Source organism: Pseudomonas neuropathica (assembly GCF_051174785.1).
Taxonomy (GTDB): Bacteria; Pseudomonadota; Gammaproteobacteria; order Pseudomonadales; family Pseudomonadaceae; genus Aquipseudomonas; species Aquipseudomonas neuropathica_A.
The window spans coordinates 176,808-196,570 of sequence record NZ_CP195111.1; the positions used below are offsets into that span (position 1 = coordinate 176,808).

Genomic DNA, 19,763 nt, shown 5'->3' on the forward strand with positions numbered 1-19,763 from the left:
TTTTGTTCACTTACCTGCAATGACCGGTGAGGCGAAAAAAAGGGACAGGCTTCAGACGATATTTTTTCGCGGCGTCAGCGTTACCCAGAAACGCGTGCGCGAATGCACCTCCAACGGCAGGCTCGCCGCCAGCAGGGCCAGCACTTTATCGGTGTCGTCGAGACGGAAACTGCCGGTGACACGCAGACTTTCAACTGCCGGTTCCCAGCGCAAAAGACCCGAGCGATAACGGCTCAACTCGCGCAGGAAATCCCCCAACGGCTGGTTTTGCGCCATCAACACACCGTCACGCCAGCCCGGCATTTTGGCGTCGAACAGCGCGACCGGTCCGGCGCCGGAGGCCTGCAGATTGACCTGTTGCCCGGCGTTCAACTGCAGCGCCGGCCCGTGCAACGGCTGCAATTGCACCGAGCCGCTGACCACCGACACGGTGCAGTCACGCTCGTTGAGGCGCACGCAGACTTCGCTGCGGCTGACAATGATCCGACCGTACGGCGCGTTGACCGTCAATGTCGTGCTACCCGGAACGTTGAGCGCCATTTCGCCGCGCACCAACGTCAACTGACGGCTGGCCAGATCTACGTTCACTGCACTGGCGGTGTTCAGTTGCAAGGTGCTGCCGTCGGCCAGCCGTGTTCGTGTGTGCTCGCCGGTGGAAGTCTGCAAATCCGCGCGCCAGACGTCGAGCGGCAACTGGCGACTGATCAACCACGCCGCAGGCACCAAAGCCGCCAGCCCCAACGCCCTTTTCAGAGCTGCACGCCGCGCCAGATCCGGGCGATCGAGTGTGGCCATGGCCAATTCTGCTGGCAGACTGGAAAAGCGCTGGCGCAGCAATTGAATCTTCTGCCAGGCGTTTTCATGGCGGCTATCGCTGTCGCGCCAGTGCTTCAGTCGCACGTGATCGGCGTCACTGGCCTCACCGGATTCGAGCAATGCCAGCCATTGCGCGGCGGCACGCGCCACTTCACGCGCTTCGGTATTGGGTGCGACGCGCATCATAGATCCAACATCAAGCAATGCTCGTAAGCTATTGCCATATAACGCTTTATACTGCGTTCCGAAACCTGCAAACGTTCGGCGATTTCACGGTAACCGAGGCCTTCGAGCTGACTGAGGAGAAAGGCCCGACGCACCGCTCGCGGCAAACCATCGAGCAGCTCATCCAGCGCTTGCAGGGTTTCCAACAGCAGCCAACGCTGCTCGGGCGACGGCACGCACTCTTCGGGCAATTGCGCCAGGGCTTCGAGGTAGGCTTTTTCCAGGCTGCGGCGGGTGTAGAAATTGCTCAGCAGGCGTTTGCCCACGGTCAGCAGATAAGCGCGCGGCTCGCGCATGTCGGCAATCGGTTGCGCGCTGCACAGCACGCGCAGAAAGGTGTCCTGACTCAGATCCGCCGCATCCCACGCGTTGCCCATGCGGCGCCGCAGCCAGGTTTCCAGCCAGCCGCGATGATCGCGATACAGTTCGTGCAGGTGCTGCGGCGATGGCGTCGCTGCTTCAGTCATCTCAAGAGTCCTGCGCGAAGTCAGTTTCAAATGAGAGTGATTCTATTTAACTTGCGCGCCGACACAAAGTCTTTTTATCCACGACGGCATTCATGAGCGCTTCAAGGTCTCGCTCGGCAACTCCTTGAACAACGCCCGGTAACTGCTGGAAAACCTTCCCAAATGCCAGAACGACCAGTGCATCGCCACCTCGGCAACCGTAGTTTCCGTGGGGCGGCGCTTGAGCAATTCGCGGTGAGCGCTGTTCAACCGGCGCAGGCGCAGCCAGTGACTCGGGGTCATCCCGGTGTAGGCTTTGAAGGCCTGCTGCAATTGCCGCAACGGCACCCCCGCCACGTGCGAAAGCTCCAGCAGATTGACGGTATCTTCCGGCGAATCCGCTGCCCACTCTCCTACCCGTTTCATGATCATTCGCTCTTCAGTACGCCGCTGTAAGCCACCGCGATCGAGGCTGGTGTGAGCGTTGTCGAGAATGAACAGGCAGTCTTCAAGTAGCTGCTGAGTCAGCGCATCTTTATCAAATGAATCAACAGCTTGCGACAACTTCGTGAGAGTCGAGCTTAACCATTTACTGAACAAGGCGTTCTGCCCGCAATTGAGTTGCGTCATGAACAACCCTTCAAGTTTCGCCACATTCAGACCGTGCTGACGGACAAATTCCGGACCGAACACTACGGCGATTTCCTGGTAGTTCTCCGGGGTGATCCAGATGTTGCGACTCTCTTCATTGAGCAGGTACAGCGCGTTGTCACTGCGATCAAAACAGAACGCCAAGGCACCCGATGGCGCGCTGAAATTCTGTTCGACCCGGGTGTTCATCTGCTCTTCATAGACCTCGACACCCTGTAGATCCAGATAGCGGATCTGCCCGGCGAAGTGCCCCGGCGACATCTGTTGGTAATGCTGGACCCAGCCCGGTGTGGCGCGGACTTGCTCGGCCACATCGGCGGTGTTGAACGCTTGAACCTGGAGCGGATTGCACGTTGTCATGGGGTGACCTTGCGCACTCTTTTGGTGCGCTTTGGTGCTGCTTAAAGTGGATAGATGGAACTGCAAGGCTCGCCCAAGATAGTCGTCAACGCGCCACAGGGGAAGGGGCGGAAGATGAAACCCGCCCTCCCCGGCGTCTATAAAACCAATAACGAGGTCTTTATGAATGCCCCTTTCGATCAGCTGTTCACGTGGCTGAAAGATCACAAGATTACCGAAGTCGAATGTGTGGTCAGCGACCTGACCGGCATTGCCCGCGGCAAGATCGCACCGACCAACAAGTTCCTGCATGAGCGAGGCATGCGCCTGCCGGAAAGTGTGCTGCTGCAAACGGTAACCGGGGATTTTGTCGACGACGACATCTACTACGACCTGCTCGATCCTGCCGACATCGACATGGTCTGCAAGCCCGTGGCTGACGCGGTCTACGTGATTCCATGGGCGATTGAACCGACCGCTATCGTCATCCACGACACCTTCGACAAGTTCGGTAACCCGATCGAACTGTCGCCGCGCAACGTGCTGAAGAAAGTTTTGCAGCTGTACACCGACAAAGGCTGGAAGCCGATCGTTGCGCCGGAAATGGAGTTCTACCTGACCCAGCGCTGCGAAGACCCGGACTTGCCGCTGAAAGCACCACTGGGCCGTTCGGGCCGCGCGGAAAGTGGCCGGCAGTCGTTCTCCATCGATGCCGCCAACGAATTCGATCCGCTGTTCGAAGACGTCTATGACTGGTGCGAACTGCAAGGCCTGGACCTCGACACGCTGATCCACGAAGACGGCCCGGCGCAGATGGAAATCAACTTCCGTCACGGCGACGCCCTCGATCTGGCCGACCAGATCACCGTGTTCAAACGCACCATGCGTGAGGCCGCACTCAAGCACAACGTCGCCGCGACCTTCATGGCCAAGCCGATCGGCGATGAGCCGGGCAGCGCCATGCACATCCACCAGAGCGTGGTGGACATCGCCACTGGCAAGCCGATCTTTGCCGACGCCGACGGGCAGATGAGCGAACTGTTCCTGCATTACATCGGCGGTTTGCAGAAATACATCCCGAAAGTGCTGCCGATGTTCGCGCCCAACGTGAACTCGTTCCGCCGCTTTTTGCCGGACACCTCGGCGCCGGTTAACGTCGAATGGGGCGAAGAAAACCGCACCGTCGGCCTGCGCGTGCCGACCTCAAGCCCCGAAGCCATGCGCGTGGAAAACCGCCTGCCGGGCGCCGATGCCAACCCGTATCTGGCGATTGCCGCGAGTTTGCTCTGCGGTTACATCGGCATGGTCGAAGGCATCGCACCTAGCGCTGCGGTCCAGGGCCGCGCTTACGAGCGCCGTAACCTGCGCCTGCCGATCACCATCGAAGAAGCGCTGACGCAGATGGAAGAATGCGAAGCCGTGGCGCAATACCTCGGCGACAAGTTCGTCCGTGGCTACGTCGCGGTGAAGCGTGCCGAGCATGAAAACTTCAAGCGCGTGATCAGTTCGTGGGAGCGTGAGTTCCTGATGCTGAGCGTGTAATTCAGATTTGCACAGACCCTGTGGGAGCGAGCCTGCTCGCGAAGGCGTGAGCACAGTCACCATTTATGTTGCCTGACCCACCGCTTTCGCGAGCAGGCTCGCTCCCACAAGGGATTAGCGAACCACCTGAAAAATCTAACAATTTAAGAGGTGTCGAAATGCGTCTGTTGAAATCCGTACTCCCGGTCGCCCTGAGCGTGCTGTTCAGCGCCGTAGCCCAAGCCCAACCTCAAGTCAGCGTCTACAACTGGACCGATTACATCGGCGAAACCACCCTCGCCGACTTCCAGAGCCAAACCGGGATCAAGGTGATCTACGACGTTTTCGACTCCAACGAAACCCTCGAAGGCAAGCTCCTCGCCGGTCGCACCGGTTATGACGTGGTCGTGCCGTCCAACCACTTCCTCGCGCGTCAGGTAAAGGCCGGCGCGTTCCTCAAACTCGACCGTTCACAACTGCCAAACTGGAAAAACCTCGACCCGAAACTGCTCGAACTGCTGGAGAAAAATGATCCGGGCAACGCGCACTCGGTGCCGTACCTGTGGGGCACCAACGGCATCGGCTACAACGTCGACAAGGTCAAGCAAGTGCTGGGCGTCGACCACATCGACTCCTGGGCCGTGCTGTTCGAGCCTGAGAACCTGAAAAAACTCAGCCAGTGCGGCGTGTCGATGATGGACTCCGCCGACGAAGTCTTCCCTGCCGTGCTCAATTACATGGGCCTGGACCCGCGCAGCGAAAACCCCGAAGACTATAAAAAGGCTGAAGCGAAACTGCTGAGCATCCGCCCGTACATCACCTATTTCCATTCCTCGAAATACGTGTCGGATCTGGCCAATGGCGATATCTGCGTAGCCTTCGGTTACTCCGGCGACGTGTTCCAGGCTGCCAACCGGGCCAAGGAAGCCAAGAACGGCGTGAACATCGCCTACGCCATTCCGAAGGAAGGCGCCAATCTCTGGTTCGATTTGTTGGCGATCCCGGCTGACGCCAGCAACACCAAAGAAGCCCACGCCTTCATCAATTACCTGCTCGATCCACAAGTGATCGCCAAGGTCAGCGCTTCGGTCGGTTACGCCAACCCGAACCCGGCCGCCAAGCAGTACATGGATCAGGAGCTGGTCAACAATCCAGAGGTTTACCCCCCTCAAGCAGTCCTCGACAAACTCTATATTTCTACCACCCCGCCCCAAGCGATCATGCGTCTGATGACCCGGTCCTGGAGCAAAGTGAAGTCGAACAAATGAATCAGTACACCCAGGAACACGCCCGCTCCTACTACGCCGCTTCTGCGCGGGCGACCACATCTTATCCAGTACTGGACGGTGACCTGACGGCCGATGTCTGCGTGATCGGCGGCGGTTTCACCGGGGTCAACACCGCCATCGAACTGGCCCAGCGCGGGCTGTCGGTGGTCTTGATCGAAGCGCGGCGGATTGGCTGGGGCGCTAGCGGTCGCAATGGCGGCCAGTTGATTCGCGGAATCGGCCATGAGGTCGATGGGTTCGCCAAATACGTCGGTCAGGAAGGCGTGCGCTATTTGCAGCGCGCCGGCATCGATTCGGTGGAACTGGTGCGTCAGCGCATCGGCGACAACGGCATCGAGTGTGATCTGCGCTGGGGCTTCTGCGATCTGGCCAACACCCCGGCGCAGTTCGCTGCGTTCAAGGATGAATTGGTAGATCTCGCCGAACTCGGTTACGCCCACGAAACCCGGCTGATCGGCCCGGAGCAGGTCCGCCAGCAAGTGGTCAACTCCGACATTTATGCCGGTGGGCTGGTGGACATGGGTTCTGGTCACCTGCACCCGCTGGATCTGGTGCAAGGCGAAGCGCGATTGGCAGCGTCGCTCGGCGTGAAGATTTTCGAGCAAAGTGAAGTGCTGGAGATCATCCACGGCCCGACCGTGCAGGTGCGTTGTGCAAACGGCACGGTGCGGGCTGGCAGTCTGGTGCTCGGCTGCAATGCGCATCTGGACGACCTCGAACAACAACTCAGTGGCAAGGTGCTGCCGGCCGGCAGTTATATCATCGCCACCGAACCGTTGTCCGAGGCACGTGCCACGCAACTGATCCCGCACAATCTGGCGGTGTGCGACCAGAAAGTCGGCCTCGATTATTATCGGCTCTCGGCGGACCGGCGCTTGTTGTTCGGCGGTGCCTGCCACTATTCCGGCCGCGATCCTTCGGACATCGCGACCTATATGCGGCCGAAGATGCTCAAGGTCTTCCCGCAACTGGCCGACGTGCGCATCGATTACCAATGGGGCGGCAAGATCGGCATCACCGCCAACCGCTTCCCGCAGGTCGGCCGGCTCAAACAGCACCCGAACGTGTTCTATGCGCAGGGCTATTCCGGGCATGGCCTGAACGTCACGCACTGGTGCGCGAAACTGCTCGGCGAGGCGATTCATGCCGGTCACAGCCAAGGTATGGACGTGTTCAGCGGCGTGCCGCACATGACCTTCCCCGGTGGCCCGGCCTTGCGCTCGCCACTGCTGGCACTGGGCATGTTCTGGTATCGCCTGCGGGAAATGCTCGGATAACCGTAACCCGCGCCGACACCATGCCTCTGTAGGAGCTGCCGAAGGCTGCGATCTTTTGATCTTAAAAAAGCAAGATCAAAAGATCGCAGCCTCGTTTCACTCGACAGCTCCTACATGGAAACTGCCAACGATGCGAGCCATACACATTTGCTCTATCGCCAAGCACTTCTATATTGATGAGGTGCTTTTGCGTTCCTGACGCTCAGTGCCCATTCAATCGAGGAGACATGGATGAAGTCGTCAGCCATCGACGAGCCGCGAGCGCCAGGCCAAGCCCCCGTCAAAACCCGCCGGTTCGGCATCTCACTCGTCTGGATCGTGCCGATCGTGGCGGTGCTGGTGGGTATTTCGCTGGTGGTGCACAACATCATGCAGGAGGGGCCGACCATCGTGGTCACCTTCAAGACCGGCAGTGGTCTGACGGCCAATAAGACCGAAGTCAAATACCGTAATGTGGTGATTGGCCAGGTCACCGATGTCGAGTTGAGCGACGACCAGAAAAGCGTCAACGCCACGATCAAACTGGCCAAACAGGCCGAAACCTTCACCCGTGAAGACTCACAGTTCTGGGTGGTACGCCCGCGAATCGGTGCCGGAGGCGTGTCGGGTATCGACACTCTGCTCTCCGGCGACTACATCGGTGCCGACATCGGCCAGTCCAACTCCCGAGCGAAAAACTTCAAAGGCCTGGAAAACCCGCCGCCGATCACCTACGGCGAACCGGGCAAGCGTTTCATGCTGCACACCCAGGATCTCGGTTCGCTGGACATCGGTTCGCCGGTTTATTACCGCAAGATCCCTGTCGGCCAGGTCGTCACCTACGAGCTGGCGCCTGACGGTAAAGGCGTGAACATCGAAGTGTTCATTCACGCGCCCAACGATGCGTTCGTCACCGAAAACACCCGATTCTGGAACGCCAGTGGCATTGACGTCAGCGTCGGCGCCAACGGTTTTCAGGTGAAAACCGAATCCCTGTCCTCCATGCTGGTGGGCGGCATCGCTTTTCGCGCCCCGGATTACAGCCCCAACGACGTCGCCGCCGCCGATGACAAAGACTTCGAACTGTTCGCCGACCAGACCACCGCCCTCGCCCCGCCCAATGGCAAGGCGCAATACCTGAGCCTGCGTTTCGACCAATCCCTGCGCGGCTTGAAGGTCGGCGCACCGGTGGAATTCCTCGGCATGGAAATCGGTCGGGTGGTGGCGATCAATCTGGATTTCGACGCGAAAAAACGCAGCTTCCCGCTTAACGTCGGCATCGTCATTTACCCGCAACGTTTGGGCATGGCTTACGGAAAAATGCTCACCGCGTTCAAGCATGATCCCAACGATGAGGCCGCCGGTATTCGTCTGATGGGCACCTTCATCGACAATGGCCTGCGCGCCCAGGCCCGCAGTGGCAACCTGCTGACGGGGCAACTGTACGTGGCGCTGGACTTCTTCCCGAAAGCCGAAAAAGTTGCCTTTGACCCCACGGCGCGCCCGGTGGTGATTCCAACCGTGCCCGGCAGCCTCGAACAGCTGCAGGAAAAACTCGAAGCGGTGGTCGACAAGCTCAACAAGCTACCGGTCGATCGCATCGCCAGCAACCTCGACAGCAATCTGGTCGAGTTGCGCAAAGGCCTCGCTCAGTTCAACGCCAAGACCTTGCCGGGCGTGCAAAGCACCCTCGCCGACGTCAGCAAGACCTTGCAGTCGGCCAGCTCGACCCTGGCCGAAGATTCGCCGCAGCGCGAAAAACTTACGGAAACCCTCGACGAACTCGGGCGCATGTCGCGTTCGCTGCGGGAGCTGTCGGATTACCTCGGCCGGCATCCGGAATCGCTGATTCGTGGCCGCCCAGATAACGCTGCACCTATCGACCTTAAAGGCCCGCCACGCAACTGAGCACAGGAGCTGAACCATGGCTGTACCGCTGAAAATCACCGTGCTCGCTGCGTTCATGCTGCTGGGCGCCTGTCGCAGCGACCCGATCAGTTTTCACACTCTGACGCCGGTGCAGATCGCCAACACCCGGACCGGCGCGCAGATTCCGATTGAAGCGCTGAGCGTGCCGCCGCAGGTCGACCGGGCGCAAATCGTTATCCGCCAGGGCAACAGCGGCCTGGCGATTCTGGAAACCGATTGGTGGGGGGCGACACTGGCGGATGAGTTGCGCGGTGCGTTGGCCGATCAATTGAGCAATACCAGTGGCCAAGGCAACGTTTCGGTGCGCATCGAAGTGCAACGCTTCGACTCGATCCCTGGTCAGTACGGCCTGATCGACGCCAAATGGCGCTTGCGTCCCGTCGGTGCCACTGACAATGGCTTGCTGACCTGCCGTTCGACCCTGCAAACCCCGTCCGGCCCGACCATCGATGATCTGGTGGGCGCTCAGCAGCACAACGTCAAACGGCTGGCCGAGCAGATCAGTCGGGCGGCAACCGGCAACGCGCGCACCTGCCCTTCGCAGTCCTGACAAGGCCTACAGATCGAAGCGATCCACCGCACGCCGCCGCTCGTTGTCATCACGCACATCGTAGTTGGCGGTGGTCTGGATGTTGCTGTGGTGCGCCAGTTTCTGCGCAATCGACAGATCATGTTCCTCGATCACCCGGGTGATAAACGAACGGCGGAAATCGTGAGGCATGATCTTCACCCCGACCTGCGTGCCACGCTGGCGGGCGATGTAATAGATCGCGTGTTTGGTGATGCGCTCGCGGGTGATGTGGCTGCCACGGCGGATGCGATTGAACAGAAAGGCATCGTCACTCTCGCCTTCCTTGAGTTGTGAACGGCGCAGTTCCAGCCATGCATCGAGTTTGGCGAACGCCCAGGCCGGAGCGTACTTGATCAGTTGTTTATTGCCTTTGCCGGTGACGGTCAGGCTGCGTTCGGTAAAGTCGACCTGATTCAAGTCCAGGTCCACCGACTCCGATTTACGCATGCCGGTGCCGTACAACAACGCAATCACCGCCGCGTCGCGCAGGCCCTGAGGGCGTGGATCGGCGGCACAGACTTCCATCAATTCGTGGATCAAGGTGCGCTTCAAGTTGCGCCCCTGCGACAAGCGCGTGCCGGCGATGCCCTTTACCGAACGCATCTTCAGCAAATGGTCCTGACTGATCAGGCTCATGCGCCAGGCTTCATTCATCACGCCGCGCACGGCATTCACATACAGCGACGAGGTATTCGGCGCATAGCCGTCGGCGCGCAACGCGGCGACCAGCGCCACGACGTCTTCCGGTTGCAGCCCGTGCCAGGGGATTTCTTCGATATCCACGTCTTCGAAACCGAGGCGGTCTGCAGCATCCTGCAAGACATAGCGCATGGTCAGTTGGCTGGAGGGCGCCAGTCGCGCCAGATAAAGCGTCAGCGGATTAGTGTTGGACGGGGTGGATTCAGTACTCGACAAGTCAATCAAACGAAACGGCCTTGAATAGAAAACAGTTCAACAAAACAACTTAATAATGCAAACAAACTTATATAAAGAGCGACTCTTCCGTATGACTTTTCTACTAAAACAGCCGATAAACGGAAGAAGTCTGAACGGTGGCTGTATGGCTTACAGATAGACGAATCGCCGACCGTTTTTTCATGTTCCTTTGACAAAAACGCGCATAACCTTAGTTACAACAGGTTGCCCCGAAAGGCCTGCAACCCTGCCGGCCGCGGACTGGAAAGTCAATCAGGTATTCCCCGACCGGTAACTCAACCCTTTGAAATCCCGTGTTTTTCAGACAATCGGCTGAAGGATGGCTGTCGCCCCGAGGTTCTTATGAGTCAAGCGTTTCTGCCGTTTTCCCGGCCGAGTATCGGCGATGAAGAAATAGCCGCGGTTGAACAAGTATTGCGTTCGGGCTGGATTACTACCGGCCCTAAAAGCCAGGCACTGGAAGAACAGTTTGCCGACTATGTCGGCTGCAAGCATGCAGTGGCACTTTCCTCGGCAACCGGTGGTATGCACATCACGTTACTGGCCTTGGGCATCGGCCCCGGTGATGAGGTGATTACGCCCTCGCAGACCTGGGTCTCGACCGCCAACATGATTTCACTGCTCGGCGCCAAACCGGTGTTTGTCGATGTTGACCGCGACACCTTGATGACTGACGCCGCGCGCATCGAAGCCGCGATCACCCCGCGCACCAAAGCGATTATCCCGGTGCATTACGCCGGCGCCGCGTTCGATCTCGATCCGCTGTACGCGCTGGCCGCCAAGCACGGCATCGCAGTGATCGAAGACGCCGCTCACGCTGCCGGCACCCGCTACAAGGGCCGTCCCGTTGGCGCGCAAGGCACGGCGATTTTCTCCTTCCACGCGATCAAGAACATGACCTGTGCCGAAGGCGCGATGTTCGTCACCGACGACGAAGCCTTGGCCAGCCGCGTGCGCATGCTCAAATTCCACGGTCTGGGCGTCGACGCCTATGATCGCCTGACCGGTGGCCGCAAGCCGCAGGCCCAGGTGATGGAGCCGGGCTTCAAATACAACCTCGCCGACATCAACGCCGCGATTGCATTAGTGCAACTGGAGCGTCTGGACGCGATCAACGCGCGCCGCACCGAACTGGCCATCGCCTACCGGCAAAAACTCGAAGGCCTGCCGGTGCAACCACTGGCCGTGCCCGCCTACGCGCAGACCCACGCCTGGCACCTGTTCATCCTGCGCATCGACAGCGAGCGCTGCGGCATCGACCGCGAAGCCTTTATGAAAGGCTTGCAGGACCAGGGCATCGGCACCGGCATCCATTTCATCGCCACCCACTTGCACACCTGGTACCGCCAGCGTGATCCCGACCTCTACCTGCCCGACACCGAGTGGAACTCGGCGCGGCTGTGCTCGATTCCGTTGTTCCCCGACATGAGCGATCAGGACCTTGACCGCGTGGTCGGCGCCATCGCCACCCTTATGGACAAACGCCCGTGAAACCCTATCCGATCCGCTGTGTGTCGATCGTTATCCCGGTCTACAACGAACAGGACAGCCTGCCGCAACTGCTGCGCCGCACTGAAGCGGCCTGCCGGATGCTGCGTCACGACTATGAAATCGTCCTTGTGGACGACGGTAGCCGTGACGATTCCGCCCATCTTCTGGAGGAAGCCGCGACCCGCGAAGACAGCCCGTTCGTGGCGGTCATCCTCAACCGCAACTACGGCCAGCACGCGGCAATCATGGCCGGTTTCGAACAATGCAAAGGCGATGTGGTGATCACCCTCGACGCCGACCTGCAGAACCCGCCGGAAGAAATTCCGCGCCTGGTTGCCGAAGCCGAAAAGGGTTACGACGTCGTCGGCACCGTGCGCGGCAACCGTCAGGATTCGGCCTTGCGCCGCTATCCGTCGAAGCTGATCAACCTCGCCGTGCAACGCTCCACCGGCGTCGCCATGAGCGACTACGGCTGCATGCTGCGCGCTTACCGTCGCACGATCATCGACGCAATGCTCGCCTGCCGTGAACGCAGCACGTTCATTCCGATTCTGGCCAACAGCTTCGCCCGCCACACCACTGAGATTGTCGTCGCCCACGCCGAGCGTGAGCACGGCGATTCGAAGTACAGCCCGATGCGTTTGATCAACCTGATGTTCGACCTGATCACCTGCATGACCACCACGCCGTTGCGCCTTTTGAGCATTGTCGGTTTCGCCATGGCCGGGCTCGGCGTGTTGTTTGCCGCCGCACTGATCGTGTTGCGTCTGGTGTTCGGTGCCGGCTGGGCCGGTGACGGCATGTTCGTACTGTTCGCGGTGCTGTTCGTGTTCACCGGTGGCCAGTTCATCGGCATGGGCCTGCTCGGCGAATACCTGGGGCGCATGTACAGCGACGTGCGCGCCCGCCCGCGTTTCTTCGTGGAAAAAGTCGTGCGCGGCCAACCCGCCATGCCGCCGCGCGCTATCACCGTCGACGGTCTCTCCTCCTCCAATGATCAGGTTCTCTCATGAGCGCAAAAACGGTTGTCTTCGCTTATCACGATATCGGCTGCGCCGGCATTCAAACCCTGCTCGACAGCGGCTATGACATTGCCGCGGTATTCACTCACGCCGATGATCCGAAAGAGAACGCGTTCTACGGATCGGTTGCGCAACTGTGCGCCGCCAAGGGCATCCCGGTGCACGCCCCGGAAGACGTCAATCACCCACTGTGGATCGAGCGGATTGCCAAACTGAATCCGGACTACCTGTTCTCGTTCTACTACCGCCACCTGCTGAGCGAATCGTTGCTGGCTACCGCGAAAAAAGGCGCGTTCAACCTGCACGGTTCATTGCTGCCGAGCTACCGTGGCCGCGCGCCGGCCAATTGGGTGCTGGTCAACGGTGAGACTGAAACCGGCGTCACCCTGCACCGCATGGTCAAATGTGCCGATGCCGGCGCCATCGTTGCCCAGCAGCGTGTCGCCATCGAGCGCAGCGACACCGCTTTGAGCCTGCACGGCAAGCTGCGCATCACCGCGACGGATCTGCTGCGCGACACCTTGCCGGCCATACTGCAAGGCAAGATCAGCGAAACCGCGCAGGATGAATCGAAAGCCACTGTATTCGGTCGTCGCACAGCAGCGGACGGCAAACTGCTCTGGGCACAGCCTGCCGAGCAACTGTTCAACCTCGTGCGTGCCGTGACCCAACCTTACCCAGGCGCTTTCTGCGCCGTCGGCGAGCACAAACTCATCGTCTGGAGCGCTGACGTCGTGAAAGGCAACGACGGTCAGTCGCCGGGCCGCGTGATCAGTGTCGATCCGTTGCGCATCGCCTGCGGCGAAGATTCGCTGGTGATCCTCTCCGGCCAGCGCAATGACAACGGCCTGTTCCTCAGCGGCCCGCAACTGGCCAGTGAACTCGGTCTGGTCGACGGCTCGCTGCTGCGCGGCGCTGAATCGGGCCGTGCGCCGCGTCGCACTCGCGTGCTGATCCTTGGCGTCAACGGTTTTATCGGCAATCACTTGTCCGAGCGCCTGCTGCGCGATGACCGCTACGAAGTCTATGGTCTGGACATCGGCTCCGACGCCATCGAGCGTCTGCGCAGCCATCCGCACTTCCACTACGTCGAAGGTGATATCAGCATTCACTCAGAGTGGATCGAGTACCACATCAAGAAATGCGACGTGGTCCTGCCGCTGGTGGCCATCGCCACGCCGATCGAATACACCCGCAACCCGCTGCGTGTGTTCGAACTCGACTTCGAAGAAAACCTGAAACTGGTGCGCTACTGCGTCAAGTACAACAAGCGCGTGATCTTCCCGTCGACTTCGGAAGTCTATGGCATGTGCCAGGACAAGCACTTCGACGAAGACACCTCGAACCTGGTGGTCGGGCCGATCAACAAGCAGCGCTGGATCTACTCGGTGTCCAAACAACTGCTGGACCGGGTGATCTGGGCGTACGGCGCCAAGGGCTTGAATTTCACCCTGTTCCGCCCGTTCAACTGGATGGGCCCGCGCCTTGATCGTCTGGACTCGGCCCGTATTGGCAGCTCCCGCGCCATCACCCAGTTGATCCTCAATCTGGTCGAAGGCACGCCGATTCGCCTGTTCGACGGCGGTGAGCAGAAGCGTTGCTTCACTGACATCGCTGACGGTGTCGAAGCCCTGGCGCGAATCATCGATAACGACAACGACGTCTGCAACGGCCAGATCATCAACATCGGCAACCCGGACAACGAAGCGAGCATCCGTCAGTTGGGCGAAGAGCTGCTGCGTCAGTTCGAAGCGCATCCGTTGCGCGACAACTTCCCGCCGTTCGCCGGTTTCCGCGACGTGGAAAGCAAGGCGTTCTACGGCGCCGGTTATCAGGACGTCGAACATCGCAAACCCAGCATCGCCAACGCCAAACGCCTGCTCGACTGGACGCCGACCGTGGAGATGCGCGAGACCATCGGCAATACGCTGGATTTCTTCTTGCGTGAAGCGATGCTCGAAATCGCGGACAAGCATTGATGCAGGCCGGTCTACGCATCGACGTCGACACCTTTCGCGGCACCCGTGAAGGTGTGCCGCGCTTGCTGGAAATGCTCGACGAGGCGCAGATCAAGGCAACGTTCTTCTTCAGTGTCGGCCCCGACAACATGGGCCGGCATCTGTGGCGCCTGATCCGCCCGCAGTTCCTCTGGAAAATGCTCCGATCCAACGCCGCCGGCCTGTACGGCTGGGACATTCTGCTGGCCGGCACCGCGTGGCCGGGCAAACCGATTGGTCGTGATCTCGGGCACCTGATGCGTCAGGCCCGCGATGCCGGTCATGAGGTTGGCCTGCATGCGTGGGATCACCACGGCTGGCAGGCCAATGCCGGGCGCTGGAGCAATGCGCAACTGATCGAGCAGATCCGTCAGGGCGTCGACACCTTGAGCGACATTCTCGGCGCGAAAGTGGAGTGCTCGGCCGCTGCCGGTTGGCGTGCGGACGAGCGCGTGATCGAGGCCAAGCAAGCCTTCGGCTTTCGCTACAACAGCGATTGCCGTGGGCAACGCCTGTTTCGCCCGTTGCTGGCCGACGGTACGCCGGGTACTCCACAGATTCCCGTGGACCTGCCGACCTTCGACGAAATCGTCGGCCCGATCGTCGCGGCGCGGGACTTCAACAGTTTCATCCTCGATCACTTTCGCCCGCAACAGCTCAACGTCTACACCATTCACGCCGAAGTGGAAGGGATTCTGATGGCTGAGGATTTTCGTCAATTGCTGGCCGAGGCACGCCAGCGCCACATCGACTTCAAGCCGCTGGGCGATTTGTTGCCCGAGTTTTTCAACACCTTGCCCGTGGGTCGCGTACAACGTGGCGCCCTCGACGGCCGTGAAGGCTGGCTGGGAGTGCAAGGCGCATGACTAAACGCTGGACGCTGCCACTGCTGTTACTGGTCATTTGCTTGCTGGCCTATCTGCTGCCGCTGGGCGCGCACGGCTTGTGGATTCCCGACGAAACCCGTTACGCGCAGATCAGTCAGGACATGCTGCTGAGCGGCAACTGGGTTTCGCCGCACTTTATGAGCCTGCGCTACTTCGAGAAGCCGATTGCCGGTTACTGGATGATCGCGCTGGGTCAGCAACTGTTCGGGCAGAACCTGTTCGGGGTGCGCTTTGTGTCGGCGCTGAGCACCGGCCTGAGCGTGCTGCTGTGTTACCTGATCGCCCGGTGCTTATGGAACGAGCCGCGCAAAAGCTTCGTCTGCGCCCTGCTCTACATGAGTTTCACGATTGTTGCCGGTCAGGCCGGTTACGCCAACCTCGATCCGCAATTCACCTTCTGGGTCAACCTCAGTCTGGTGGCGCTGTGGTTTGCCCTCGACACTCAAACCGGCGGCAAGCGCATGGCGGCCTGGGCGGTATTGGGGCTGGCGTGTGGCATGGGTTTCATGACCAAAGGCTTTCTCGCCTGGCTGCTGCCGGTGTTGATCGCCCTGCCATGGATGCTCTGGCAAAAGCGCTGGCGTGAACTGCTGATGTTTGGCCCGGTGGCAATTGCCGTGGCGATCCTGATCAGCCTGCCGTGGGTGCTCTCGGTGCATGCGCAGGAGCCGGACTACTGGCGGTTCTTCTTCTGGCACGAGCACATTCGCCGTTTTGCCGGGGACGACGCGCAACACGATGCGCCGTGGTGGTTTTATCTGCCGCTGCTGATCGCATTCAGCCTGCCGTGGGCGGGATTGCTGCCGACGGCGTTCAGGCAAGCCTGGCAAAGCCGCGCTCAGCCCAAAGTCGTATTCCTGCTGCTGTGGCTGCTGATGCCGCTGCTGTTTTTCAGCCTGAGCAACGGCAAATTGCCGACCTACATCCTGCCGTGCCTGCTGCCGATAGCGTTGCTGCTCGGTCGTGCGCTGGCCGACCGCTTGCGTCTTGAGCACGGTCGGGCGCTGAGCATCAATGGCTTGCTGAATCTGTTGCTGGGCGTCGTCACCCTGATCGCGCTGGTCTATCTGCAACTGACCAAACCGGTCTACGACCACGAACTGCACAGCCTGGTGCTGGTATTCATCGGTCTGATCGGCTGGATCATCGCCAACCTGCTGCAAGCCTTTCTGCCGCTGCAATGCTGGGCGGCGCCGGCGTTCGGCAGCCTGTTGCTGATCGCGGTGCTCCCGGCGGCCCTGCCCAAATCGGTGGTCGCCAACAAGATGCCGGATCAGTTCATCAAGCATCACGTCACCGAACTTTCGCAAACCACACACCTGCTCAGCAACGACCTAGGCGCTGCTTCAGCGCTGGCCTGGCGTCTGAAAACGCCGCAAGTGGCGTTGTACAACACGATAGGCGAATTGAAATATGGCCTTGCCTATCCTGACGGCATTCAACAGCGGGTCGATCCCGATCACGTGCAACAGTGGATGCGCGAGGCGCGCCGCAGCGGTTCAGTCGGCGTGGTGATGCGCGTCAAGGGGCAGGACGAACTGGACGAAATCGACAGATTGCCAAAGGACGGCGTCCGTTATGAGCAGGGCAATCTGGTGATCATGATCCTGCCCAGGGAGGCGTCATGAGCCTGTTGCTGCTGTTGGCTGCGTGTCTGCTGACTTGTCTCGGGCAGATTGCGCAGAAGTACGCTGTGGAGAGCTGGCGTGGCGTCGAGTCGGGCTGGGCCGACAAACTGCGTTCGCCGTGGTTGTGGCTGGCCCTGCTTGCCCTCGGTTCGGGTCTGTTGGTCTGGCTGCTGGTGTTGCAGCGTCTGGAAGTCGGCATCGCCTACCCGATGCTCAGCCTCAATTTCGTGCTGATCACCCTGATCGCACGCTTCGTCTTCGGTGAACCCATCGACCGCCAGCATTGGCTCGGCGTGGCGCTGGTGATCGGCGGCGTGGTTTTGCTGGGGCAGCAGTCATGAATCAACGTCGCGGCATCACCTTCGCACTGGGCAGCGTGTTCCTCGTCAGCGCTGCGCAACTGGGCATGCGCTGGAGCATGACCCGCCTGCCCGTGCCGGAACAATGGCTGCACATAGACAGCCTCGACCTGCGTGCATTGGCCGTGGTCGTTGCGGCGATTTTTGCCTACGCCCTGTCGATGCTCTGCTGGCTCGCGGCTCTGCGCGACCTGCCGCTGGGCCGCGCCTATTCGCTGCTGAGCATCAGCTATGCGCTGGTGTACCTGCTGGCGGCCAGCCTGCCGCTGTTCAACGAATCCTTCAGTTTCACCAAATCGCTGGGCGTGGCGCTGGTCATGCTCGGGGTCATCACCATCAACACTCGTCCGGCACCTGCGCCCGAATTCAGGAGTGCTCCATGAAAATCACAGTATTTGGCAGCGGTTACGTCGGTCTGGTGCAAGCGGCTGTGTTGGCCGAGGTCGGCCATGATGTCGTGTGCATGGACGTCGACCAGAAGAAAGTCGAGCTGCTGCGCCAGGGTCACGTGAGCATTTTCGAACCGGGGCTGGCCAGCCTGGTGCGCGAAGGGCTGGATTCGAAACGCCTGCAATTCACCACCGATGAAAAGCTCGCGGTGCAGCACGCGCGGGTCGCGTTTATCGCGGTGGGTACGCCGTCGCGTGAGGACGGCTCGGCGGATCTGCGTTACGTGCTTTCGGTCGGTGACGCGATTGCCCGGCATCGTGAGCAGCCATTGATCATCGTCGAGAAATCCACGGTGCCGGTGGGTACTGGCGACACCCTGCGTACGCATATTGAAAAAGCCTTGATCAAGGTCGGTCGACTGCTGCAGTTCGATATCGTCTCCAACCCTGAATTTCTCAAGGAAGGCTCAGCGGTTGCCGATTGCCGCCGTCCGGACCGCATTGTCATTGGTTGCGAAGGTGATGAGGTACGCGACGTGATGCGCGATCTGTACTCGCCGTTCAACCGCAACCATGACCGCATCATGTTCATGGACCTGCGCAGCGCCGAGCTGACCAAGTACGCCGCCAACTGCATGCTGGCGACCAAGATCAGCTTCATCAACCAGATCGCCGAACTCGCCGAGCACCTCGGCGCCGACATCGAATCGGTGCGCCAGGGCATCGGAGCCGATACGCGCATCGGTTACCACTTCATCTACCCGGGCTGCGGATATGGCGGCTCGTGCTTTCCGAAAGACATGCGCGCGTTGATCCACAGCGCCGAAGAAGCACATTGCTCCAGCGACTTGCTGCAAGCGGTCGAGGCGATCAACCAACGGCAGAAACACAAACTGTTCGAGCGCATCAACGCCTTCTATCGCGGCGATCTGCGTGGCAAGACCTTTGCCCTGTGGGGTCTGGCGTTCAAACCGAACACCGATGACATGCGCGACGCGCCGAGCCGCGTGTTGCTGGAGGAATTGTGGGCCGCCGGTGCCAGCGTGCGCGCCTTCGACCCGGAAGCCATGCAGGAAACCCAGAACCTTTACCCGGACGAATCGAAACTGATGCTGATGGGCACGCCGGAATCGGTGTTGCCCGGCGCCGATGCGCTGATCATCTGCACCGAATGGCAGCAGTTCAAGGCCCCGGACTTTGACCTGATCAAACAGCGCCTCAACACCCCGGTGATCTTCGACGGCCGCAACCTGTACGACGCCGAGCGTCTGGCGCGCAACGGCTTCCAGTACTTCCCGATGGGCCGTGGCGAATCGCGCAAATTGCCGATCCCGCTGCAACAGTGGCCGAACGCGTCCGACGTGGCTTGATGACGCCATCACTCTGTACACCGCCCCCCTTGTAGGAGCTGCCGAAGGCTGCGATCTTTTGATCTTGTTTTTTACAATCCAGATCAAAAGATCGTAACCGGCGGCAGCTCCTGCATGAACATTATCATTCGCCCCGCAAGGCCTGCTGACGCGGTGGCACTCCCTGCCATCGAACGCTCGGCTGCCGAGCTGTTCCGTCTTGACCCGCAATTGGCCTGGCTGGCGGATGCCGAGGTGGCGGAGGTTGCGCAACATGTGCGGGCTATTGAGGAGGCGAATGTATGGGTCGCCGAAACTACCAAACTGGCGGGTTTTCTTCGCGCAGTCGAAATCGACCAGCACCTGCACATCGAGGAGTTGTCCGTCAGTCAGGCCTTTCAGGGGCAAGGCATCGGTCGACGGCTGGTTTCGGCGGCGATTGAAAACGCGCGCCAGCGGCAATTGAGCGCCGTGACATTGACCACGTTTAGTGACCTGCCGTGGAATGCGCCGTTCTATCAGCGCATGGGGTTTGTCGAGCTGGTTCCTTCAAAAACTGATCACCATTTACGCGAAGCACTGCAAACCGAAATCAACCACGGCTTTCCTGCTGACCGCCGTTGTGCCATGACCCTGCCCCTTTCCTGACGCACCACAGTTCC

At 60.1% G+C, this 19,763-nt stretch carries 18 protein-coding genes; 14 read left to right on the forward strand and 4 right to left on the reverse strand.

What is annotated here, in order from left to right; translation table 11 throughout:
• Positions 1-51: 51 nt before the first annotated feature.
• From ACRRSD_RS00820 to ACRRSD_RS00830, 3 genes are all read right to left on the reverse strand, one after another.
• Entirely contained in the window at positions 52-1,002 is a 951-nt protein-coding gene (locus ACRRSD_RS00820; protein ID WP_435036705.1) for a FecR domain-containing protein, read from the reverse strand.
• Entirely contained in the window at positions 999-1,508 is a 510-nt protein-coding gene (locus ACRRSD_RS00825) for a sigma-70 family RNA polymerase sigma factor (RefSeq protein ID WP_435036706.1), read from the reverse strand. The genes ACRRSD_RS00820 and ACRRSD_RS00825 overlap by 4 nt, the downstream gene beginning before the upstream one ends.
• Positions 1,509-1,598: 90 nt before the next feature.
• The gene (locus ACRRSD_RS00830; RefSeq protein ID WP_435036707.1) at positions 1,599-2,498 is read right to left on the reverse strand and encodes a helix-turn-helix domain-containing protein; all 900 of its coding nucleotides are present in this window, start codon (positions 2,496-2,498) and stop codon (positions 1,599-1,601) included.
• Positions 2,499-2,660: 162 nt separating this feature from the next.
• Here ACRRSD_RS00830 and ACRRSD_RS00835 point away from each other — a divergent pair, with 162 nt between their 5' ends.
• The 5 genes from ACRRSD_RS00835 (at position 2,661) to ACRRSD_RS00855 (ending at position 9,022) form a co-directional block, all read left to right on the forward strand.
• Entirely contained in the window at positions 2,661-4,019 is a 1,359-nt protein-coding gene (locus tag ACRRSD_RS00835; RefSeq protein WP_435036708.1) for a glutamine synthetase family protein, read from the forward strand.
• A 158-nt stretch (positions 4,020-4,177) separates the two neighbouring features.
• Positions 4,178-5,266: a polyamine ABC transporter substrate-binding protein gene (locus ACRRSD_RS00840; RefSeq protein ID WP_435036709.1), complete on the forward strand. Its 1,089-nt coding sequence runs from the start codon at positions 4,178-4,180 to the stop codon at positions 5,264-5,266.
• On the forward strand, positions 5,263-6,564 hold the full coding sequence (locus ACRRSD_RS00845; protein ID WP_435036710.1) for an NAD(P)/FAD-dependent oxidoreductase: 1,302 nt from the start codon (positions 5,263-5,265) through the stop codon (positions 6,562-6,564). Before ACRRSD_RS00840 ends, ACRRSD_RS00845 begins: the two co-directional genes overlap by 4 nt.
• Before the next feature lie 231 nt (positions 6,565-6,795).
• Positions 6,796-8,451, forward strand: a complete 1,656-nt coding sequence (locus ACRRSD_RS00850) for an intermembrane transport protein PqiB (RefSeq protein ID WP_435036711.1) — start codon at positions 6,796-6,798, stop codon at positions 8,449-8,451.
• A gap of 16 nt (positions 8,452-8,467) precedes the next feature.
• Positions 8,468-9,022, forward strand: a complete 555-nt coding sequence (locus ACRRSD_RS00855; RefSeq protein WP_435036712.1) for a PqiC family protein — start codon at positions 8,468-8,470, stop codon at positions 9,020-9,022.
• A 6-nt stretch (positions 9,023-9,028) separates the two neighbouring features.
• Here the strand turns inward: ACRRSD_RS00855 and ACRRSD_RS00860 are convergent, their stop codons facing one another.
• On the reverse strand, positions 9,029-9,874 hold the full coding sequence (locus ACRRSD_RS00860) for a site-specific integrase (RefSeq protein WP_238704415.1): 846 nt from the start codon (positions 9,872-9,874) through the stop codon (positions 9,029-9,031).
• A 447-nt stretch (positions 9,875-10,321) separates the two neighbouring features.
• On the opposite strand from ACRRSD_RS00860, the gene arnB reads away from it, so the two are divergent.
• The 9 genes from arnB (at position 10,322) to ACRRSD_RS00905 (ending at position 19,749) form a co-directional block, all read left to right on the forward strand.
• Positions 10,322-11,470, forward strand: coding sequence for a UDP-4-amino-4-deoxy-L-arabinose aminotransferase (arnB, locus tag ACRRSD_RS00865; protein ID WP_435036713.1), 1,149 nt, complete (start codon positions 10,322-10,324; stop codon positions 11,468-11,470).
• The gene (gene arnC / locus ACRRSD_RS00870; protein WP_435036714.1) at positions 11,467-12,483 is read left to right on the forward strand and encodes an undecaprenyl-phosphate 4-deoxy-4-formamido-L-arabinose transferase; all 1,017 of its coding nucleotides are present in this window, start codon (positions 11,467-11,469) and stop codon (positions 12,481-12,483) included. The genes arnB and arnC overlap by 4 nt, the downstream gene beginning before the upstream one ends.
• Positions 12,480-14,471, forward strand: coding sequence for a bifunctional UDP-4-amino-4-deoxy-L-arabinose formyltransferase/UDP-glucuronic acid oxidase ArnA (arnA, locus tag ACRRSD_RS00875; RefSeq protein ID WP_435036715.1), 1,992 nt, complete (start codon positions 12,480-12,482; stop codon positions 14,469-14,471). Before arnC ends, arnA begins: the two co-directional genes overlap by 4 nt.
• Entirely contained in the window at positions 14,471-15,355 is an 885-nt protein-coding gene (arnD, locus tag ACRRSD_RS00880) for a 4-deoxy-4-formamido-L-arabinose-phosphoundecaprenol deformylase (RefSeq protein ID WP_435036716.1), read from the forward strand. Before arnA ends, arnD begins: the two co-directional genes overlap by 1 nt.
• Positions 15,352-17,004: a lipid IV(A) 4-amino-4-deoxy-L-arabinosyltransferase gene (gene arnT / locus ACRRSD_RS00885; RefSeq protein ID WP_435036717.1), complete on the forward strand. Its 1,653-nt coding sequence runs from the start codon at positions 15,352-15,354 to the stop codon at positions 17,002-17,004. Before arnD ends, arnT begins: the two co-directional genes overlap by 4 nt.
• On the forward strand, positions 17,001-17,345 hold the full coding sequence (gene arnE, locus ACRRSD_RS00890; RefSeq protein WP_435036718.1) for a 4-amino-4-deoxy-L-arabinose-phosphoundecaprenol flippase subunit ArnE: 345 nt from the start codon (positions 17,001-17,003) through the stop codon (positions 17,343-17,345). The genes arnT and arnE overlap by 4 nt, the downstream gene beginning before the upstream one ends.
• Complete coding sequence (gene arnF, locus ACRRSD_RS00895; RefSeq protein WP_435036719.1) at positions 17,342-17,746, forward strand: 4-amino-4-deoxy-L-arabinose-phosphoundecaprenol flippase subunit ArnF; 405 nt, start codon at positions 17,342-17,344, stop codon at positions 17,744-17,746. The genes arnE and arnF overlap by 4 nt, the downstream gene beginning before the upstream one ends.
• A complete protein-coding gene (locus ACRRSD_RS00900) occupies positions 17,743-19,122 on the forward strand; it encodes a UDP-glucose dehydrogenase family protein (protein WP_435036720.1) in 1,380 nt (459 codons plus the stop codon). Before arnF ends, ACRRSD_RS00900 begins: the two co-directional genes overlap by 4 nt.
• A 114-nt stretch (positions 19,123-19,236) precedes the next feature.
• Positions 19,237-19,749: a GNAT family N-acetyltransferase gene (locus ACRRSD_RS00905; protein ID WP_435036721.1), complete on the forward strand. Its 513-nt coding sequence runs from the start codon at positions 19,237-19,239 to the stop codon at positions 19,747-19,749.
• Positions 19,750-19,763: the final 14 nt, after the last annotated feature.